General features: G+C 68.7%; 13 protein-coding genes. 6 read left to right on the forward strand and 7 right to left on the reverse strand.

What is annotated here, in order from left to right; genetic code table 11:
* The first annotated feature begins 18 nt into the window (after positions 1-18).
* From ACCD06_RS00715 to ACCD06_RS00725, 3 genes are all read left to right on the forward strand, one after another.
* Positions 19-1,161, forward strand: coding sequence for a GNAT family N-acetyltransferase (locus ACCD06_RS00715; RefSeq protein ID WP_413338024.1), 1,143 nt, complete (start codon positions 19-21; stop codon positions 1,159-1,161).
* 66 nt (positions 1,162-1,227) lie between these two features.
* Positions 1,228-2,949, forward strand: a complete 1,722-nt coding sequence (gene ade / locus ACCD06_RS00720; protein WP_413338026.1) for an adenine deaminase — start codon at positions 1,228-1,230, stop codon at positions 2,947-2,949.
* 251 nt (positions 2,950-3,200) lie between these two features.
* The gene (locus ACCD06_RS00725) at positions 3,201-4,856 is read left to right on the forward strand and encodes a CocE/NonD family hydrolase (protein ID WP_413338028.1); all 1,656 of its coding nucleotides are present in this window, start codon (positions 3,201-3,203) and stop codon (positions 4,854-4,856) included.
* Here ACCD06_RS00725 and ACCD06_RS00730 read toward each other — a convergent pair.
* Positions 4,853-5,614, reverse strand: a complete 762-nt coding sequence (locus ACCD06_RS00730; protein ID WP_413338030.1) for a Fic family protein — start codon at positions 5,612-5,614, stop codon at positions 4,853-4,855. The genes ACCD06_RS00725 and ACCD06_RS00730 overlap by 4 nt on opposite strands.
* A 206-nt stretch (positions 5,615-5,820) precedes the next feature.
* Here ACCD06_RS00730 and ACCD06_RS00735 point away from each other — a divergent pair, with 206 nt between their 5' ends.
* Entirely contained in the window at positions 5,821-6,225 is a 405-nt protein-coding gene (locus tag ACCD06_RS00735; RefSeq protein ID WP_109074271.1) for a bacteriohemerythrin, read from the forward strand.
* Positions 6,226-6,421: 196 nt separating this feature from the next.
* Here the strand turns inward: ACCD06_RS00735 and ACCD06_RS00740 are convergent, their stop codons facing one another.
* The 5 genes from ACCD06_RS00740 to ACCD06_RS00760 all read right to left on the reverse strand — a co-directional run bounded on the left by ACCD06_RS00740 (position 6,422) and on the right by ACCD06_RS00760 (position 13,127).
* Positions 6,422-8,140 carry a tetratricopeptide repeat protein gene (locus ACCD06_RS00740; protein WP_413338033.1) on the reverse strand — a complete coding sequence of 573 codons (1,719 nt, stop codon included), beginning with the start codon at positions 8,138-8,140 and terminating at the stop codon, positions 6,422-6,424.
* Positions 8,141-8,232: 92 nt separating this feature from the next.
* Positions 8,233-9,249 carry an aminoglycoside phosphotransferase family protein gene (locus tag ACCD06_RS00745; RefSeq protein ID WP_413338035.1) on the reverse strand — a complete coding sequence of 339 codons (1,017 nt, stop codon included), beginning with the start codon at positions 9,247-9,249 and terminating at the stop codon, positions 8,233-8,235.
* Positions 9,246-9,782 (reverse strand): molybdenum cofactor biosynthesis protein B, encoded by a 537-nt coding sequence (gene moaB / locus ACCD06_RS00750; protein WP_109151128.1) that lies wholly within the window; start codon positions 9,780-9,782, stop codon positions 9,246-9,248. The genes ACCD06_RS00745 and moaB overlap by 4 nt, the downstream gene beginning before the upstream one ends.
* Before the next feature lie 54 nt (positions 9,783-9,836).
* Positions 9,837-11,945 (reverse strand): lytic transglycosylase domain-containing protein, encoded by a 2,109-nt coding sequence (locus ACCD06_RS00755; RefSeq protein ID WP_413338037.1) that lies wholly within the window; start codon positions 11,943-11,945, stop codon positions 9,837-9,839.
* A gap of 288 nt (positions 11,946-12,233) precedes the next feature.
* On the reverse strand, positions 12,234-13,127 hold the full coding sequence (locus ACCD06_RS00760) for a uracil-DNA glycosylase (RefSeq protein WP_413338039.1): 894 nt from the start codon (positions 13,125-13,127) through the stop codon (positions 12,234-12,236).
* 151 nt (positions 13,128-13,278) lie between these two features.
* Between ACCD06_RS00760 and ACCD06_RS00765 the strand changes: the two genes are divergently transcribed.
* Both ACCD06_RS00765 and ACCD06_RS00770 read left to right on the forward strand, forming a co-directional pair.
* Complete coding sequence (locus ACCD06_RS00765) at positions 13,279-14,928, forward strand: electron transfer flavoprotein-ubiquinone oxidoreductase (protein ID WP_109074265.1); 1,650 nt, start codon at positions 13,279-13,281, stop codon at positions 14,926-14,928.
* A gap of 137 nt (positions 14,929-15,065) precedes the next feature.
* Positions 15,066-15,878 carry a zinc-ribbon domain-containing protein gene (locus tag ACCD06_RS00770; protein WP_413338042.1) on the forward strand — a complete coding sequence of 271 codons (813 nt, stop codon included), beginning with the start codon at positions 15,066-15,068 and terminating at the stop codon, positions 15,876-15,878.
* Positions 15,879-15,899: 21 nt separating this feature from the next.
* Here ACCD06_RS00770 and ACCD06_RS00775 read toward each other — a convergent pair whose 3' ends face one another.
* On the reverse strand, positions 15,900-17,429 hold the full coding sequence (locus tag ACCD06_RS00775; protein ID WP_109074263.1) for a sigma-54-dependent transcriptional regulator: 1,530 nt from the start codon (positions 17,427-17,429) through the stop codon (positions 15,900-15,902).
* Between the last annotated feature and the right edge of the window lie 102 nt (positions 17,430-17,531).

Consider the following 17,531-nt stretch of genomic DNA (forward strand, 5'->3'; position numbering starts at 1 on the left):
GACCGGCAGGATGAGCCGTTGTCGGTCGCGATGGTGTTCGGGATTTCCGGGGTCGATCCGCTGGAATGGGATGCCTGTGCCGCCGGCAAGGGGCCGTTCCTGCGCCATGCCTATCTGAGCGCGGCTGAAGACAGCGGACTGGCCGGACCGGACAATGGCTGGCGGCCCGCCCATATGATCGCAAGGGATGCGTCTGGCCGGACGGTTGGCGCGGCGCCCCTCTATCTGCGCGACCGGTCCACGGACGAGTTCTGGCCCGATCAGCCCTGGGTCGACGGCTTCCAGGCATCGGGCGGGCGCTATTTCCCGAAGCTGGTCGTGGAGGTTCCCTGCACCCCGGTGACCGGCCCGCGGATATTGCTGCGGGAGGGAGCGCCGTCCGGTGTAGCAGATGCACTGACAGGGGCTATGCGTTCGCTGGCCCACAATCATGGCCTGTCTTCCATCCATGTGAGTTTTCCGGACGATGAAGACCGTGCCCGTTTCGAAGCGGCGGGATGGCTGACCCGCCATGCAGTCGATTACGAGTGGCGGAACGAGGGGTATCGTGATTTCACCGATTTCACCGCCGCCCTGTCGAGCCGTCGGCGCAGCGTGATGCTGTGGGAACGCCGCAAGATCATCGAGAGCGGAGTACGCATCCGCGACGTGCCGGGCAGCCGGGTCGGGGAGGCCGATGTCGTGGTGTTCCTGGATTTGCTGGCCGACCTCCATGCCCGCAAGGGACGGCGCCAAGCGCTGACCTTTGATTTCATCATGCGGCTCTGCGCCGCTTTCGGTGACGCCATTACATTGACTTTCGCAGAAATAGGCGGTGATACGATTGGCGCCTTGCTGACCATGGAAGGAGATGGCTGCCTCCATGTCAGAAACTGGGGGGCGAGGGAGGGTGCGCAGCTGGTCCATTTCGAGATCTGCTATTACCGCACTGTCGAGCGGGCGATCGCCCGGGGTTTGAACCGGGTGGACGGCGGGCGCGGCGGCCCGCACAAGCTGGCGCGAGGGTTCCTGCCGAAACTCTCCCATGCCTGCCACTGGTTCCTGCACACCAACATGCGCCGCGCGGTGGCGGAAGGGCTGGAACTGCACAACGCCAAGGTTCTCGCCGCCTTCGCGCAGGAGCAGGCCCGCTCTCCTTTCCGCCGGCACGCCGGCCGATAGCCGCTTGCACGGTGCGGCACGGGGGGCCACTTTGCCTCTTTGAATAGGCGACAGGCGGAGTGGGACATGACGGTCAGCCGGGCAGTGGGGCGGGATGATCTGAAGACGCGCATCGGGCAGGCGCTGGGTGAGGCGAAGGCCGATCTGGTCATCAAGAACACGCGCTTTCTCAACGTCGTCACCGGCGAGATCGCGGAGGGCGACATCGCCGTTTGCGGCGAGGTCATCGTCGGCACCTACGAGTCCTATGACGGGGTGGAGGAGATCGACGGGCGCGGCCTGACCGTGGTTCCGGGCTTCATCGACACTCATGTCCATTGCGAATCCACCTGCGTCACCCCGCAGGAGTTCGACCGCTGCGTCCTGCCCCGCGGCACCACCACCGCCATCTGCGATCCGCACGAGATCTGCAATGTGCTGGGCGAGCAGGGCCTCAACTATTTCCTCGACAGTGCCGGGGGTACGGCGCTCGACCTGTTCGTGCAGCTGTCCTCCTGCGTCCCGGCGACGGAGTTGGAGACCTCCGGCGCCCGGCTGGAGGCGCCGGACCTGATCCGCCACATGGATCATCCGCGCGTGCTGGGGCTGGCGGAATTCATGAATTTTCCCGGCGTCTTCCACAAGGTGGACGGCGTGCTGGACAAGCTGGCTGCCTTCGACGGGCGCCACATCGACGGCCACGCCCCGCTGGTGACGGGGAAGGAACTGAACGCCTATCTCTCCTGCGGCATCCGCAATTGCCACGAGACGACCAGTGCGGGCGAGGCGATGGAGAAGCTGCGCAAGGGCATGCAGGTGCTGATTCGCGACGGATCGGTGTCGAAGGACGTCCATGCCCTTGCCGAAGTCATCGGACCGGAGACCTCGCCATTCCTGGGCTTCTGCACCGACGACCGCAACCCGCTGGACATCGCGGAGGAGGGGCACATGGATCATCTGATCCGCAGCGCCATCCGCCTCGGCGCGCCGGTCGCCCATGTCTATCGCGCCGCCACATGGTCGGCCGCCCGCGGCTTCCGCCTGTACGACCGCGGGCTGGTGGCACCGGGACATCGTGCCGATCTGGTCCTGCTGGACGATCTGGAGGACTGCGCGGTCAACCGCGTCATCCGCAACGGCAAGATCGTCGGGCCGCACAGCTTCGACGGTCGCCCGGCGGTGACGCCGGTGGGCCTCGATTCGGTGAAGCTGGAGCCGGTTGCCGAGGAGGATTTCGCCGTACCGGCCGGTGGTTCGGTCCAGTCGGTGATCGGGCTGGAGCCGGGCAAGATCCTGACCGAACACCGGCGGATCGAGGTGCCCGTGGTGGGCGGCCGGATGGTGGCCGATCCGTCGCGCGACCTGTTGAAAATCTGCGTCTTCGCCCGCCACGTCAGCAACCGCAACATCGGCCGCGGCTTCGTCCAGGGCTTCGGTTTCGCGGAGGGGGCGCTGGCCTCGTCGGTCGGCCATGACAGCCACAACATCTGCGTGGTCGGGGCGAGCGACGCCGACATGCGCGTCGCGGTCAATCGCCTGATCGAACTGCAGGGCGGCTTCGTCGCCGTGCGCAACGGGCAGGTGGTCGGCGAATTGGCCCTGCCTCTGGCCGGGCTGATGAGCCTGGAGCCGTTCGAGACGGTGGAGGTGAAGCTGCGCTCCCTGCGCGCCGCCGTCCGCGCCATGGGCTGTCCGCTGGCCGAGCCTTTCCTGCAATTGGCTTTCCTGCCGCTGCCGGTCATCCCGCACCTGAAGATCACCGACCGCGGCATGGTCGACGTCGACCGTTTCGAGCTGATTGCCGCCTGATTGAGCGGATTGCCCATCAAAGCGGCATCGGCCTGGGGAATGGGCGGCTGGAATTTGGCTTCGCATTGATCGGCACCAGCCACGAAACGACCGCGAACCCGGGAAAAGCCCGCTCCCCGCAGGGGGCGCGGGCTTTTCATGCCTGGATTCACGACCTTAATATTTCGGCCGATTGCCGTCCCTCCTCTGGCATGGGCTTTGCCACGACGACACATTATCTGTTGTTCGTCATCGAGCGAGCCCGATCAGCCATGACCCATCTGGCCCCGGTGATCCACCACTCCCTCAGCCTGCTGCCGGTCCGGCCGCCGGAAACCGTGTCGATGCGGACGCGGGACGGCGTGCGGCTGGATGCGGACCTCTACCGGCCCGATGCCGCCGGCACATGGCCGGTGCTTCTCCTGCGCGTCCCCTGTGGCCGGCGCACCGCACTGACCAGCCACTACGCCCATCCGCGCTGGTACGCGGCGCGCGGCTATGTGGTGGTGGTGCAGGACATGCGCGGCTGCGGCACCTCCGACGGCCGCTTCCGTCCCTTCGAGGCGGAGCGGGAGGATGGGGCCGATGCCGTTGCCTGGGCGGCCTCCCTGCCGGGATCGTCGGGATCTGTGGCGATGTACGGCTGCGGCTATGCCGGAATGGCGCAATGGCTGGCGTTGGCGGAAGCGCCCTCGGCCCTGCGTGCGGTGGCGCCGGCCTTCGCCGGTTGGGACGTCTTTTCCGATTGGGCCTATGAGGGCGGAGCCTTCCGGTTGGCCGACGCCATGCGCTGGGCCCTGCGCACCGCGGCCGACGCCGCGCGGCGGGTCGAGGACGGAACCGGGCATCGGCTGCTGTCGGACGCGGCGTGCAGCCTGCCCATCGACGACGAGATCCCGTCGCGGCCGCAGGCCCTGCGCGACTATGCCCGCTACACCCATTACGACGACTGGTTGACCAACCCGGTGCCCGGCCCGTCCTGGGCCGCGCTGTCGCCCAAGGCGATGCAGGACGCCATGCCGGCCGACGTGTCGGTCCTGCAGATCGGCGGCTGGTACGACCCGCGTCTGGCCGGCATGCTGGATGCCCATGATCGTTTCGCCGCGAGCCAGAGGGCGCCGGTGCGGCTGGTCGTCGGCCCCTGGAGCGCCGATGGACCCGCCGCCGCGCCGGGACAGGCGCCGACGCTCGACACGCTGCAACTGGCGTGGTTCGACCGGGTGCTGAAGGGCGAGGGAGGCGACCGCGGCGGTCCGGTCCGCCTGCATGATGTCGAAACCGGACGCTGGCACGACCTGTCCAACCTGTCGGCGGCCAAAACTGTCCTGCATCTGGCCAGCGACGGCCTCGCCAACCGTCAGGGTGGGCGGCTGGAGTTGGAAATGCCCGATCTGGAGGCGCTCGACGTGGTGGTGCACGACCCGCGCACGCCGGTGCCGACGGTGGGTGGCCATGCGGTGCCGGATGCCGCCGGGCGTCCCGACCGCGCCTCCGTCGACCGCCGCCCGGACGTCGCGACCTACACCAGCCTGCCGCTGGACGAGCCGCTGATGCTGGCGGGGCGGGTGGCGCTGGATGTGTGGGTGGAGGCCGATGCGCCATCCTTCGATGTCAGCGCCGTTCTCTCGGTCCTGAGGCCCGACGGGCAGGTGCTGCCGTTGACCCAGGGCCATGCGCGGGTGGAGCCGGGCGATCCGACCCGTCCGCTGACCATCGCTATGCGGGCGGCCTGCGCCACGCTCGCGCCGGGATCAGCCTTGCGCCTCAGCCTTGCCGGGTCCTGTTTCCCGGCCTATCCGGTCAATCCCGGCACCGGGGCGGAGCCGGGCGAGACCCGCCGCGTCGATGCGCTGCCGATCACCCTGCTGATCCACAGCGGTCCAGACCGGCCGTCGCGCCTGCGCCTGCCGGCCGGACCGGCGGTTTAGGGAGCCTCGTCCCCGTTCGCTTCGTCTTCGCCTTTGCCCGCCGATTCCAGGCAGAAATCCAGGCTCTGGGACAGGAATCGCATCATCAGGTCGCGGAAGGGCGTCTTGTCGCCGACCGACCAAGCCCGCTCGACGAGGTCCAGATACAGGCCACGGTCGTCGGCCTGGACCACAACCGGCGGGTAGCCGGCGCGGTTCAGGATCAGATTGCACAGCAGCAGCGCCGTCGCCCGGTTGCCGGCATGGAAGGGGCGGATGGCGCTCAGCCGGTGATGAGCCTCGAAGGCGGTGTCGGGGCCGGCGTCCGACTTGCGCATCCAGGTCGACAGCGCCGACATCGACACGCGCAGCTTGGCCGGGTCGGGTGCGGTTTCCGCCGGGTCGTCCTTCGGCGGACCGTCGCGGTACTTCCCGGCCTCATCCTCGATCCCGCGATAGAGCACGCTGTGGAAGGCGGTGACGGTGCGTTCGGTGACGGCGCCCGACGGATCGAAGGACAGCCGGGCCATCAGTTCCAGCGCCGCGCGGTGGTTCAGGACGAAGCGCTGCTCCTCCACCCCGCGGTGGCGCAGGATGCTGCCGCGCTCCAGGATCGCTTTGACGTCCGCGCGCTTGAGCGGAATCTCCTCCAGCGCCGCGGCGGCGACGGTCAGATCCAGCTCGAACCGGTCGGCGATGCCATGCACGACCTCCTGCGGCAGGGGACGCGCGGCGTCCAGCGCCCGTTTCTTCTCCGCGATCTCGTCGAGCAGGGCCATCGGTCACTCTGTCGCTGGGCAGGGGACGGTTTGGCGCGATGCGCATCTTGCCGCGCCCCCTGCGGGGATTTGCCGCTTGGACGGGCACGGTTGCCGGTTTTAGGATCCCTGTCAAGATGTCCACAACCCAGCCATGGCCGGCCGCAACCGCCTCAGTTCGCGGGATGTGCCTGCGATCGCGGGTCGCGAGGGGGGAGATCGTTGCGATGAGCTACGTCGTTTGGGACAAGTCCATGAGCGTCGGCGTGCCCGTGCTCGACGACGAGCACCGGCGCCTTCTCGACCTGTTCAACGGCCTGCTGGAAAGCGGCATCACCCCCGCCAACCGGGAGGAGCTGTCCAGTCTGCTCGCCAGCCTCCGCGACTATGTCGCCGTCCATTTCGCACGGGAGGAGGCGATGATGGAGCGCTGCGGCTATCCCGAACTGGACGGCCACCTCGCCGCCCACCGCTATTTCGCCGACGAGGTGGAAAAGCTGGCCCGCGATTTCGACGGGGACAATCCCACGATGCTGCGCATGGACCTGATCCTGCTGCTGAAGGACTGGTTCGTGGAGCACATCCAGCAGACCGACAGCCTGTACAAGCCCTATGTGGTGGAGAAGGTGTAGGGCGTAAGAGTCCCCTCTCCCCCCCGGGGAGAGGGTTAGGGTGAGGGGGGCGCGTCGCGTGCCTTCAATCTATTGAAGCGCGCTTCGGCTATCCCCGAATCCTCTCTGTGCATCCCCTCCCGCCCTGGTAACCCTCTCCCCGGGGGGGAGAGGGTTACCAGGGCGGGAGGGGGCTCTTGCACTCTTTTGCCTGAACTCACTGCTTCGCGGCGGCCTTCTGTTCCGGCAGACCCTTGTCCAGCTTGGCCTGGATGGCGGCCTTGTCGGTGTCGTCGTCGGCGCTGCGCAACGCGCGCATCCACTGGAATCGGGCTTCATTGCGGCGGCCGGCCCGCCAATAGGCATCGCCGAGATGGTCGTTGATGGTCGGATCGACCGGCTTCAACTCCACAGCACGCTCCAGCTTGGCGACGGCGGCCTCATAGTCGCCCAGCGTGTAGAGCGCCCAGCCCAGGCTGTCGACGATGTAGCCGTCGCGCGGGCGCAGTTCCACCGCGCGCTCCACCATCGCCCTGGCCTTGTCCAGATGCTCGCCGCGGTCGATCCAGCTGTAGCCGAGGAAGTTGAGAAGCGACGGTTCGTCCGGCCGCAGCTTCAGCGCCGTCTGCAGGTCGGCTTCGGCCTGCGGCCACTGCTTGGTCTTCTCGTAGCACATGGCGCGGGCGTACAGCAGCGGCCAATGCCGCTCCTGCGGCGTGCCGATCCGCTCCAGCGCCGTGGTGTAGGCGGGGATCGCCTCGGCGTAGCGCTTGGCATAGCGATAAATATCGCCCAGGCGGGTGATCGCGTCGGTGCGCTCCGGCCGTTCGGCGGCCAGATCCTTGAGGATCGCGATGGCCTCGTCGTTGCGCTCCATGCGGGCGAGGCTGTCGGCCTCGCGCATGCGGGCGGTCCAGCCCAGCAGCGGGTCCTTCTCCAGCTTCTTGTAGGCAGCCAGCGCCTCTTCATGGTGGTCGCGTGACGCGGTGATGTCGCCGATCATCAGATGGGCGAGCGCCAGATCGCCGCGCAGGTGCAGCGCGATGCGGCCGAACAGCAGCGCCGGCTCGTCGGCATTCTCATGATGCAACGCGCTGCCCAGATCGAACAGCGCTTCGGCAAGGCCGGAACGGGCATCCGGGACCGGGTGGGTGTCCGACGGGGCGTTCGCCATCGCGGCCAGCGCCGGCTCCACCAGCAGCCCGTCGGGGTTGCTGCCCTGGAAGGCCTCGTAAAGCTTGCGCGCCTCGTCCTTGCGGCCGGTGCGGGTCATGAAGCTGCCGACGATCTGCACGACGCGCAGCGGCGCGTCCGTCTCCGTCACCTTGGCGTAGCGGACCGCCGCCTCGTCGTTGCGGCCGGCAAGATCGAGGATCAGCCCGGCATGCAGGTTGTAGAGCGCTTCGAAGCCTTGCACGCCGGACAGCGGCTGCAACGCCGTCAGCGCCTCGTCCGTCTTGCCGCGGGCCGTTGCCAGCCAGGCGCGGGTCAGCGGCGTCAGGAAGCGACCGAGTCCGTCGGTCGGCAGGCGGGCGGCATAGCCGTCGGCTTCGTCCAGCTTGCCCTTGGCCAGCGCGTCGGCGGCCAGCAGGGTCAGCGCCATCTGCGGCTCGCCTTTTTCATCAAGCAGCCGGCTGGCGTAGCCGATCGCCGTGTCGATCCGGCCCTCGCCCAACCGCAGCAGGAAGGTGCGGCGCAGCAGGGCGGGGTCGTCCGGATCGGCGTCCAGAGCCTGTGCGGTGAAGCGCGCCGCCGCCGTCCAATCATCCTGGTGCTGGGCGTAGCGGCCGGCCAGATAGCTGCCGGTGGCGGAACCGGTGCCGTCATCCGCAGCCGGGCCTGCCCCCGGCCCGGCGGCAAAGGCCGGCACCAGGGTGGTCCCGGCCATCAGAACGGCCAGGGAGATCGGCTGCAACCGGCGTCGCACACTCGTCATGCTCTCGTCACCTCGTTTTCCGAGTCGCTATCCCATCATTTTCGGCAGGGCGCGGGCAAGAGACTTTCGTGCGAGTCCCCTTTTCGCAACCGCTACCGCCACTCCCGCCGCACCTGTTCGATCCGCTCCGGGCGCAGGATGTCGGTGGCGTGGGCGTCCATGTGGGCACGGAGATGTTCCGGCATGCCGGGCGAAAGGGTGGCGCCCTCCACCGACCAGCGGGCCATCCAGGACAGGGTGCGCAGCCATGTCAGCCGGCGCAGCGGCTTCAGCCAGGGCCGCACCTCGTCGGCGAGGTCGCCCGGAACCGCGATGGCCCAGGCTTCGATGAAGGCGTCGACATCGGCCGGGGCCAGTTCCGCATTCACCTCCGGATCCCATTTGGTCGAGGTGTAGAGGCTGGCATGGGCGAGATCGCTGGCCGGGTGGCCGTATTGCAGCTTTTCCAGGTCGGTGAACCACGCCTTGCCGTGGGTGTCGATCAGGAAATTGCCGGGATGCACGTCCACCCCCACAGCGGTCAGCGGCATCGGGGTTTCTCGCGGCGGGGCAAGGTCGCCGGCACGGGCGGCGGCAAGCTCCTCCGCGATCAGCGCGCGCGCCTCGGTGGACAGATCGGCGCGGTCGAACCATTCCGCCTGTCGTTCGACCTGGGCCAGCAAGGCGGCGACCGGATCGGGCGGGGCGGGAAGCGGCTCGTAGAAGTCCGGCGGCGCCATGCGGTGAAGGGCGGCAAGGGCGCGGGCGATGGCAGGCATGTCGTCGGGCAGGGTGGGGGTGCGTCCCTCCACCTCGCCCACCACCAGGGCGCCGAGCGGCAGCGCCTCTCCCGGCGGCAGCAGGCCGGCGAAGCGCGGGGTGTGGCCCGACGGCTCGGCCCGCTGGAAGGCGGTCGCCTGCCGCTCCAGCGCCGTCCAGGCGTCGAGACCGAGTTGGCTCCAGCGCGGGATGCGGGCGACCAGCCGCCGGCCGCGCAGCCGCACATGGTCGTGGGCGACGCCCTTCAGCGGCATAGGCTCCAGCGCGTCGGCGGGCAGGTCGGCAAGGCGCGGAAGCCGGGTCAGCGCGGCGTGCAGGGCCGCAATCGAGAATCCAGCCGGTCCGCTCACGCCATATGCTCGCGCAGGCGGGGCATCAGCTCCACGAGGTTGCAGGGACGGTGGCGGTTGTCGAGCTGCCAGACCAGGATGTCGTCCCAGGCATCGCGGCAGGCGCTGGGCGAGCCGGGCAGGGCGAAGATGTAGGTGCCGTTGGCGACGCCGCCGGTCGCCCGGCTCTGGATGGTGGAGGTGCCGACCTTGGCATAGCTGAGATAGCGGAACAGCTCGCCGAAGCCGGGGATCGCCTTTTCATAGAGCGCCTCGACCGCTTCCGGCGTCACATCGCGGCCGGTGACGCCGGTGCCGCCGGTGGTCAGCACCACGTCGATCTGCGGATCGGCGATATAGGCCTGGACCTGCGCGCGGATCGCCGCGATGTCGTCCTTGACGATGGTCCGGGCGGCGACCTTGTGCCCGGCGCCGGCGATCCGCTCCGCCAGCGCATCGCCGGAACGGTCGTCGGCGGCGCTGCGGGTGTCGGACACCGTCACCACGGCGATGTTCACGGGAAGGAAGGGGCGGTTCTCGTCGATCTTCGGCATGGCGGCAGGCGTGTCCTCATGTCGGGCCGGAGCCCGACAAGGGGGCGCCGGCGGTCAGGGTGTCGGGCTGGCCTCTCCCCGCTCCGCCACCGTTTCCACCGCGACGGGGGTCGCCGGCTTCACCGCGGGCAGCGAGTCCGGACGGGTCGCCACCTCGGTCGGTCGGGCCTCCACCGGGGTGTAGGTAGGCCATTTTCCGTCGGCGACGGCGGTGAGCGACGCGGTCTCCTGGCCCAGCCGCAGCCGGTAGATCCAGAAGTTCGCCATCACCTTCTCCACATAGTCGCGTGTCTCGCCGAAGGAAAGGCTTTCGATGAACAGCAGCGGGTCGGTGATGTCGCTCAAGTCGCGCCGCCAGCGCGCCAGATTGCCCGGGCCGGCGTTGTAGGCGGCGGCGGCCAGGAACAGGTTGCCGTCGATTTCCGGCATGCCCAGCAGTTCCGACAGGTAGCGCTGGCCCAGCTCCATGTTGCGGGACGGATCGAACAGCGCGTCGCGGCTGGCGTCGTCGCTGCCGATGTCGGCGTTGCGTTCACGCACATGCTGGGCGGTGCTGGGCAGGATCTGCATCAGCCCGGTCGCCCCGGCGGAGCTGACCAGACGCGGATCGAAGCGCGATTCCTGGCGCATCACCGCGAAGACCAGCGCGCGGTCCAGCGCGAAGCCGTCGCGCGGCTTCCAGTGCGGCAGCGGGTAGAGCGCCGCGGCATAGGGCGCGCCGTCCGGCCCCGCCACCGCGTTGCCCAGCCGCAGGGACAGCGAGGCGACGCCGGCGCGGTCGGTCAGCGCCACCATCGCCTGTTCGACCAGCTGGTCGCCCTGCGGATCGATGCGTTGCAGCTCCATTCCCGCCAGCTCGCGCTGACCGGCCTGGAGCAGGGCGATGGCGCGGGATCCTGCCGGCTTGGCCGCCATCGCCGCCAACTGGCGTCCGGTCAGTTCCGGCGCCTGCCAGTGCACCTTTTCCAGCCCGTCCATGGTGCGCAGCGCGATCAGGCCATAGAAGGTGTGCGGGTAGCGGGCGGCTGCGGCCAGATGCTCGGCCGCCTCCTTCTCCTTGCCCGGCTTGCGGGCCAGCGCCCGGGCCGCCCAATAGTCGGCCGCCGCGGCCTTCCAGGGGGAACGGGGGCCGGCCGCGGCCATGCCTTCGAAGTGGCGGGCGGCGCGGTCGGTCTGCTTCAGCCGCCAAGCGGCGAGCCCGGCGATCCAGTGCGCTTCCGGCAGCATGTCGCCCGACCGCGCGGCGCTGGCCGAGGCGAGAGTCAGCGCCTGCGCCGTCTCGCCGGAATAGAAGAGGGATGCCGCGATGCGGGCGCGGGCGGCGTCATACTGCACAGTGTCGAGCTTGCCGCCGAACTCGTCCTGGCCCAGCAGGCTCAGGGCGGCGGCGGTGCGGCCGGAGCGCAGCAATTCCTCCACCCGGGCCACCGCCGCGCGGTCGCTGCGGGCGCGGGAAACGGTGCGGCTGCGCGGAGCGACGGTGACGCTGTCGTCATCGTCATCTTCGTTGCTGGCGACGGTGCGCAGGCCGCCCAGCCGTTCCAGCGATCCTACGAGGCGCACGCGCTCCTCGCCCCGCGGCGGCTTCGGCGCACGCTGGCCGGCGGGCTGGCGCTTCTGGGCCAGGCTGTGGACCCGCTCCGCCCCGGCGAGGTCGCCGTAATCCTGCATCCAGCGGGCGAGTTCCTCGTAGCTGGCGCGCCGGTCGGGGTGGAGATAGCGCTGGCGCAGGACGTAACCGACCAGACGGCGGTCCTTCAGCTTCGCCATCTCGGCATCGGCGGCGTCCCAGTCCGCCCGCTCCTGCGCCGCGAAGATGCGGCGGTAACGGGCGGCATCCTCCTCGTCCAGCTGGACGGCGCGGGCATCGGCATCGGTCGCGAGCAGAAGCGGGACGCCGGCAGGGTCGGGGGCCTCATTCACCGTGGGGGCCGCCAAGGGGGTGCCGTCGGCGGGCTCGGGGGCTGCAATTTCGGGGAGCCCCGCGGCCGGATCGCCAAGCGATTCGCCGAAAACGGAGCTGTCGGGGTCAGGCACGGAATCCCCGCCGGGCGGGACGACGGCGTGACCGTCCGGCGCGTGGATGATGAGGGCGGCGCAAGCGGGCCGGAACCCGACCGCGCCGTCGGGTCCCAGGGTGAAAGCCACCGTGAGACCCAGCACCCCCAGAAGGTTCCGCCGCAGCGGGGCCGCGCTCGCGGCCCGGTATGCTGCACTGCAAAATATCCGGAGCATGGCTCCGGGATACCCCACGACCGTGCGAACCGCAAGCAACGGATTCGCACAGAATGTGTCATGGCTGGTATTCGGCAGATGTTACAACGGCTTAACAAGCCTGGAAAAAAGGCTCTAGCCCGTTGGGAAGGTGCCTTTCGGCATGGGTTGATGGCATTTGTGCTGCGCGGCGACCGCAGTCATACGAACGATTTAGCCGGCGCTGCCACATCGCTTTTAGTCTTGGGAATACTTGATGCCTTCTTCGCCGATCCTTTGCTGCAACGCAAGCATGTCCCGCCACGCTTCCCGCTTTGCGATAGGATTGCGCAAGAGGTACGCCGGATGGAGCATCGGCATAAGCGGAACCGCTGTTCCTGCGACTTCATAGGTCTTCCACTGCCCGCGCAGGCGGGTGATCCCTTCCGCCCGGTTCAGCAGGGTCTTGGCCGACACCCCGCCCAGCGCCACCAGCAGCTTCGGCCGCACCAGTTCGACATGTCGTTCCAGAAAGGGCAGGCAGGCGGCGATTTCCGCCTGGGTCGGGCTGCGGTTGCCGGGCGGGCGCCAGGGCAGGATGTTGGCGATGTAGACCTTGCCGCGGTCCAGCCCGATCTGGGCCAGCATGCGGTCCAGCAGCTTGCCGCTGACCCCGACGAAGGGCTTGCCCTGCCGGTCCTCGTCCTCGCCCGGCGCCTCGCCGATCAGCATGACCGGCGCCTGCGGGTTGCCGTCGGCGAAGACGGTGTTCATCGCGGTGGCTTTCAGCGGACAGCCGTCGAAGCTGCGCAGGGCCGCTTCCAGCGCCTCCAGCGTCTGCGCCTCTCCGGCCCTGGCACGGGCCTGGATGCCGGCCTCGCTGGCGCCCAGCGGCTGGTCGGGAGAGGCGAAGAGGGCGGCCGGACGTGCGGCGGCGGGGGGCGCAGGGGCGGGTGCCCGAGTCGGTGCAGGGGCGCGCGCCATGGCGGCGTCGGGTGCCATGCCGGCCGCGGGTGCGCCCGAAGGCAACGCCCGCGCCGCCGGCCGGGCGGTGAGGGTGGCCCAGTCGGTCGGCTCGTCACCGATGGCCTCGTCGCAGCCGATGTCGGCATGCCAGCGCAGCGCGTCTAGGATGTCGCATACGTCAATCATCGTTTGACCTTACCACAGATCGTGTGGTCTTACATGTCCAGATACCCAATTTGGGTGCGGCGCAAACCGTGCTACAAGCACGCGCCCGCAAAACACCATAGGGCGTCCCGAGGGAAACAGTACCAAAACAAGACGGTGGGGGAGTGTGGTGATGGAACGCGAACCGCGCGAGGTCATGGAATACGATGTTCTGATCGTCGGCGCCGGCCCGTCGGGCCTGAGTGCGGCGATCCGTCTGCGGCAGCGCGCGGTCGAAAGCGGCCAGGAGCTTAGCGTCTGCGTGATCGAGAAGGGGTCGGAGGTGGGCGCCCACCTGCTGTCCGGTGCCGTCTTCGAACCGCATGCGCTGGACGAACTGATCCCGGACTGGAAGGAAAAGGGCGCTCCCCTCACCACCAAGGCCCAAGAGGATCATTTCCTCTTCCTGACGGAAACGAAGGCCTACAAGTCGCCTTTCGCCCCGCCGCAGATGAACAACCACGGCAACTACATCATCAGCCTGGGCAATCTGGCCCGCTGGATGGCGACCCAGGCCGAGGAGCTGGGGGTGGAGATCTACCCCGGCTTCGCCGCCGCCGAGGTGCTGTATGACGACAAGGGTGCGGTGAAGGGCGTCGCCACCGGCGACATGGGCATCGGCAAGGACGGCGAGAAGACCGGCAATTACACGCCCGGCATGGAACTGCACGCCAAGCAGACCATCTTCGCCGAGGGCTGCCGCGGCTCGCTGACCAAGACCCTGTTCGAGAAGTTCGACCTGCGTCGCGATTGCCAGCCGCAGACCTACGGCATCGGCATCAAGGAACTGTGGGAGGTCGACCCGTCGCAGTCGAAGCCGGGCCTGATCGTCCACACCATCGGCTGGCCGATGGACCCCAAGACCTATGGCGGGTCGTGGCTGTATCACATGGAAGGGAATCTGGTGTCGGTCGGCTTCGTCGTCGGCCTCGACTACTGGAACCCGCACATGAGCCCGTTCGAGGAGTTCCAGCGCTACAAGACCCACCCGGCGATCCGCCCGACCTTCGAAGGCGGCCGGCGTCTGGCCTATGGCGCCCGCGCTTTGTCGGAGGGCGGCTTCCAGTCGATCCCGAAGCTGACCTTCCCCGGCGGTCTCCTCATCGGCGACGGCGCCGGCTTCCTGAACGTGCCGAAGATCAAGGGCAACCACACCGCAATGAAGTCGGGCATGGTCGCGGCCGAGGCGGTGTTCGACCACCTGACCGGCGGCAACGACAATGGCCCGGAGGTCATCGCCTATCCGGAGCGGCTGAAGCAGTCCTGGGTCTGGCCGGAGCTGTATGCGGTGCGCAACATTCGCCCCGGCTTCCAGAAGGGCCTGTGGGCCGGTCTGGCCAATGCCGCCTACGAGACGGCGCTGAAGGGCAAGTCGCCCTGGACGCTGAAGCACCATGCCGACCACACCACCCTGGTGAAGGCCAGCGAGGCGCCGAAGATCGCTTACCCCAAGCCGGACGGCAAGGTCAGCTTCGACCGCCTGTCCTCGGTCTACCTCTCCAACACCAACCATGAGGAAGACCAGCCGCCGCACCTGACGCTGAAGGACAAGTCCGTCCCGATCAGCGTCAATCTGGCGCTCTACGACGCGCCGGAGCAGCGCTATTGCCCGGCCGGCGTCTACGAGATCGTCCGCAACGACGACGGCAGCGATCCGCGCCTTCAGATCAACGCGCAGAACTGCGTCCACTGCAAGACCTGCGACATCAAGGACCCCACCCAGAACATCAACTGGGTCGTGCCAGAAGGCGGCGGGGGCCCGAACTATCCGGGCGGGATGTAAGGGGGGCGCTTGCCCACTCCCTCTCCCGCGTGAGCGGGGGAGGGTTGGGGAGGGGGCACAGCCGCGCCGCCGGTGCCGGTTGCGCCGGGGGCCACTCCTATCTATAAGGCAGGGGGTAACCTTTCTGCGACGGCGCGATGATCGTTTCCTGTCCGACCTGCTCGACGCGCTACACCCTGTCCGACGAGTCGCTCGGCCAGGACGGACGGAAGGTTCGTTGCGCCCGCTGCGGCCACACCTGGTGGCAGATGCCCGACCGGCCGGAACCCGATGAGGTGGTTCCCGACGCCCTGACGGAAATCCGGCTGGCCAATCCCACCAAGCCCGCCGCGAAGACTGCAGCGAAGACCAAGGTCAAGCCGCCCAAGGCCCCGCGCGCCAAGCCGGCGCGCAGCACGGTTATCGGCTTCGCCGTGCTGGGATTGCTGGTCGCCGGGGCCGCTGCCGGCGCCTATTTAGGCCGTGACGCCATCGTCCGCAGCTGGCCGCCCGCAGCATTGCTCTATGACACCCTCGGCATGCCGGCCGAGCCGCCGGGCTTCGGGCTGGAGTTGCGCAACATCCGTTCCGAACAGAAGATCGAGGGCGGAATCACCGTCCTGCTCCTCGACGGCGAGGTCGCCAACGGCACCGAGGTCGAGCGCACCCTGCCGCCGTTGCGCGTCATCACCTTCGGCCCCGAACACAAGTTGCTGCAGAGCTGGACCATCGAGCCGTCGGCCGAGACCCTGGGCCCCGGCGCATCGGCGAACTTCCACCACAGCCAGCCCGATCCCGGTCCGGTGACCGAGGTGACCATCACCTTCGGCGGCCCGCCCCCGGGAATGGAGCCTCCAGCCGCCGAAAAGCCGGCCGAGAAGGCTCCGGAGAAGGCAGCCGGTCACGCCAAGCCGGCGGCGGACAGCCATGCCGCTCCGGCCAAGGCATCCGGACATTCCAGCGGCCACTGACCCGTCCCGAATCCGGCGGCATCACCGCTCCGGAATGCCGTATTTCCGCAGCTTGTTGGCGATCATCGTGTGCGAGGTGTTCAGCCTTGCGGCCAGCTTCCGGCTGGACGGGAAGCGCGGATAGAGCCGGCGCAGCAGCGTCCGTTCGAATCCCTCCACCGCATCCTCCCAGCTGTCCGCCTCTTCCGCCGGCACCCCGGCCGACTGCATGCCGGCGCCGGCCAACTCCAGGTCTGCGGCGTCCAGCGCGCCGCCGTCGCTCATGGTCATGGCGCGGAAGATGACGTTCTCCAACTGGCGCACATTGCCGGGCCAGCGGTTGGCGAGCAGCGCCGCCGCAGCAGCCGGAGTCAAACGACCGGGCGGCCGGCGGGCCTGCGCCGCGGCACGTGCGATGAAATGGCGGGCCAGCAGCAGGATGTCATGGCCGCGCTCGCGCAACGGCGGGACGCTCAGCGACAGCACGTTCAGGCGGTAGAACAGATCCTCGCGGAAGCTGTGGTCGGCGACCATCGCCTCCAGCGAGCGGTGGGTGGCGCTGATGACGCGGACATCCACCTTCTGCTCGCGCTCGCCGCCCACCCGGCGGAAGCTGCCGTCGTTGAGGAAGCGCAGCAGCTTTGCCTGGAGATAGGCCGACATCTCGCCGATCTCGTCCAGGAAGACGGTGCCGCCATGGGCCAGTTCCAGCAGGCCGGGCTTGCCGCCGCGCTGCGCCCCGGTGAAGGAGCCGGGGGCATAGCCGAACAGCTCGCTTTCCGCCAGATTCTCCGGCACGGCGGCGCAGTTCAGCGCCAGGAAGGGCTTGTCGCGGCGCGGGCTGGCGCGGTGGCAGGCATGGGCGATCAGCTCCTTGCCGGTGCCGGTCTCGCCCAGGATCAACAGTGGCGCCTCCATCGCGGCGACCCGCGCGGCCCGCGCCTTCAGCGCCCTGACCGGCGGCGATTCGCCGAGGATGCGGTCGAAGCCGCCCTCATCGAAATTCTGGATGGCGTCGAGCCGTTCGCCCAGACGTGACGGGGTGAACAGGGTGATGACGGCGCCCGCCGCCTCGACATCGACGATGGGCGTCACCTCCAGCAGGAAGGGCTGGCCGTTCAGCGTCACCTCGCGGCCCGACATCCGGAAGCCGCCGGTGGTCAGTTCGCGCGTCAACCCCGGCTCGCCGAAGAGTTCGCCAATATCAAGCCCGGCGAGGCGCGACTCCGGCAATCCCGCGACCTGGGCCGCGGCGGTGCTCGCCACCACGACACGCCCGGTACGGTCCACCGCCAGCACCGGGTCGGGCAGGGCGGCGAGCAGCGCATCCAGATGCAGCCGCCGCCGTGTGCCCGGCAGCATGTCGATGGCTGCCACCGATCGCACCCCGGCGATGGTGCGCAGCGCGTCGGACAGGGCCGGCAGCGCCGCCGGGTCCAGGCCGGGCGCGTCGATATGGATCAGCGGCGGGTCGACCTCGACGCCGACGACGTTGAGGCGGCGCAGCGCCAGCACAGCGAGGATCTCATGGGCGATGCCGACACGGTCGGTGAAGGTGACTTCGATGCGCATGAGGGTGGTGAGAATTCTGGAGTGGAGGGTTCGAAGCCATCACTGTACACAATCCGTTACGCCGTATCAAAATCTTTACACCCCTCCAAACTCCTGATCTTC

Source organism: Azospirillum sp. CT11-132, from assembly GCF_047302835.1.
Lineage (GTDB): Bacteria > Pseudomonadota > Alphaproteobacteria > Azospirillales > Azospirillaceae > Azospirillum.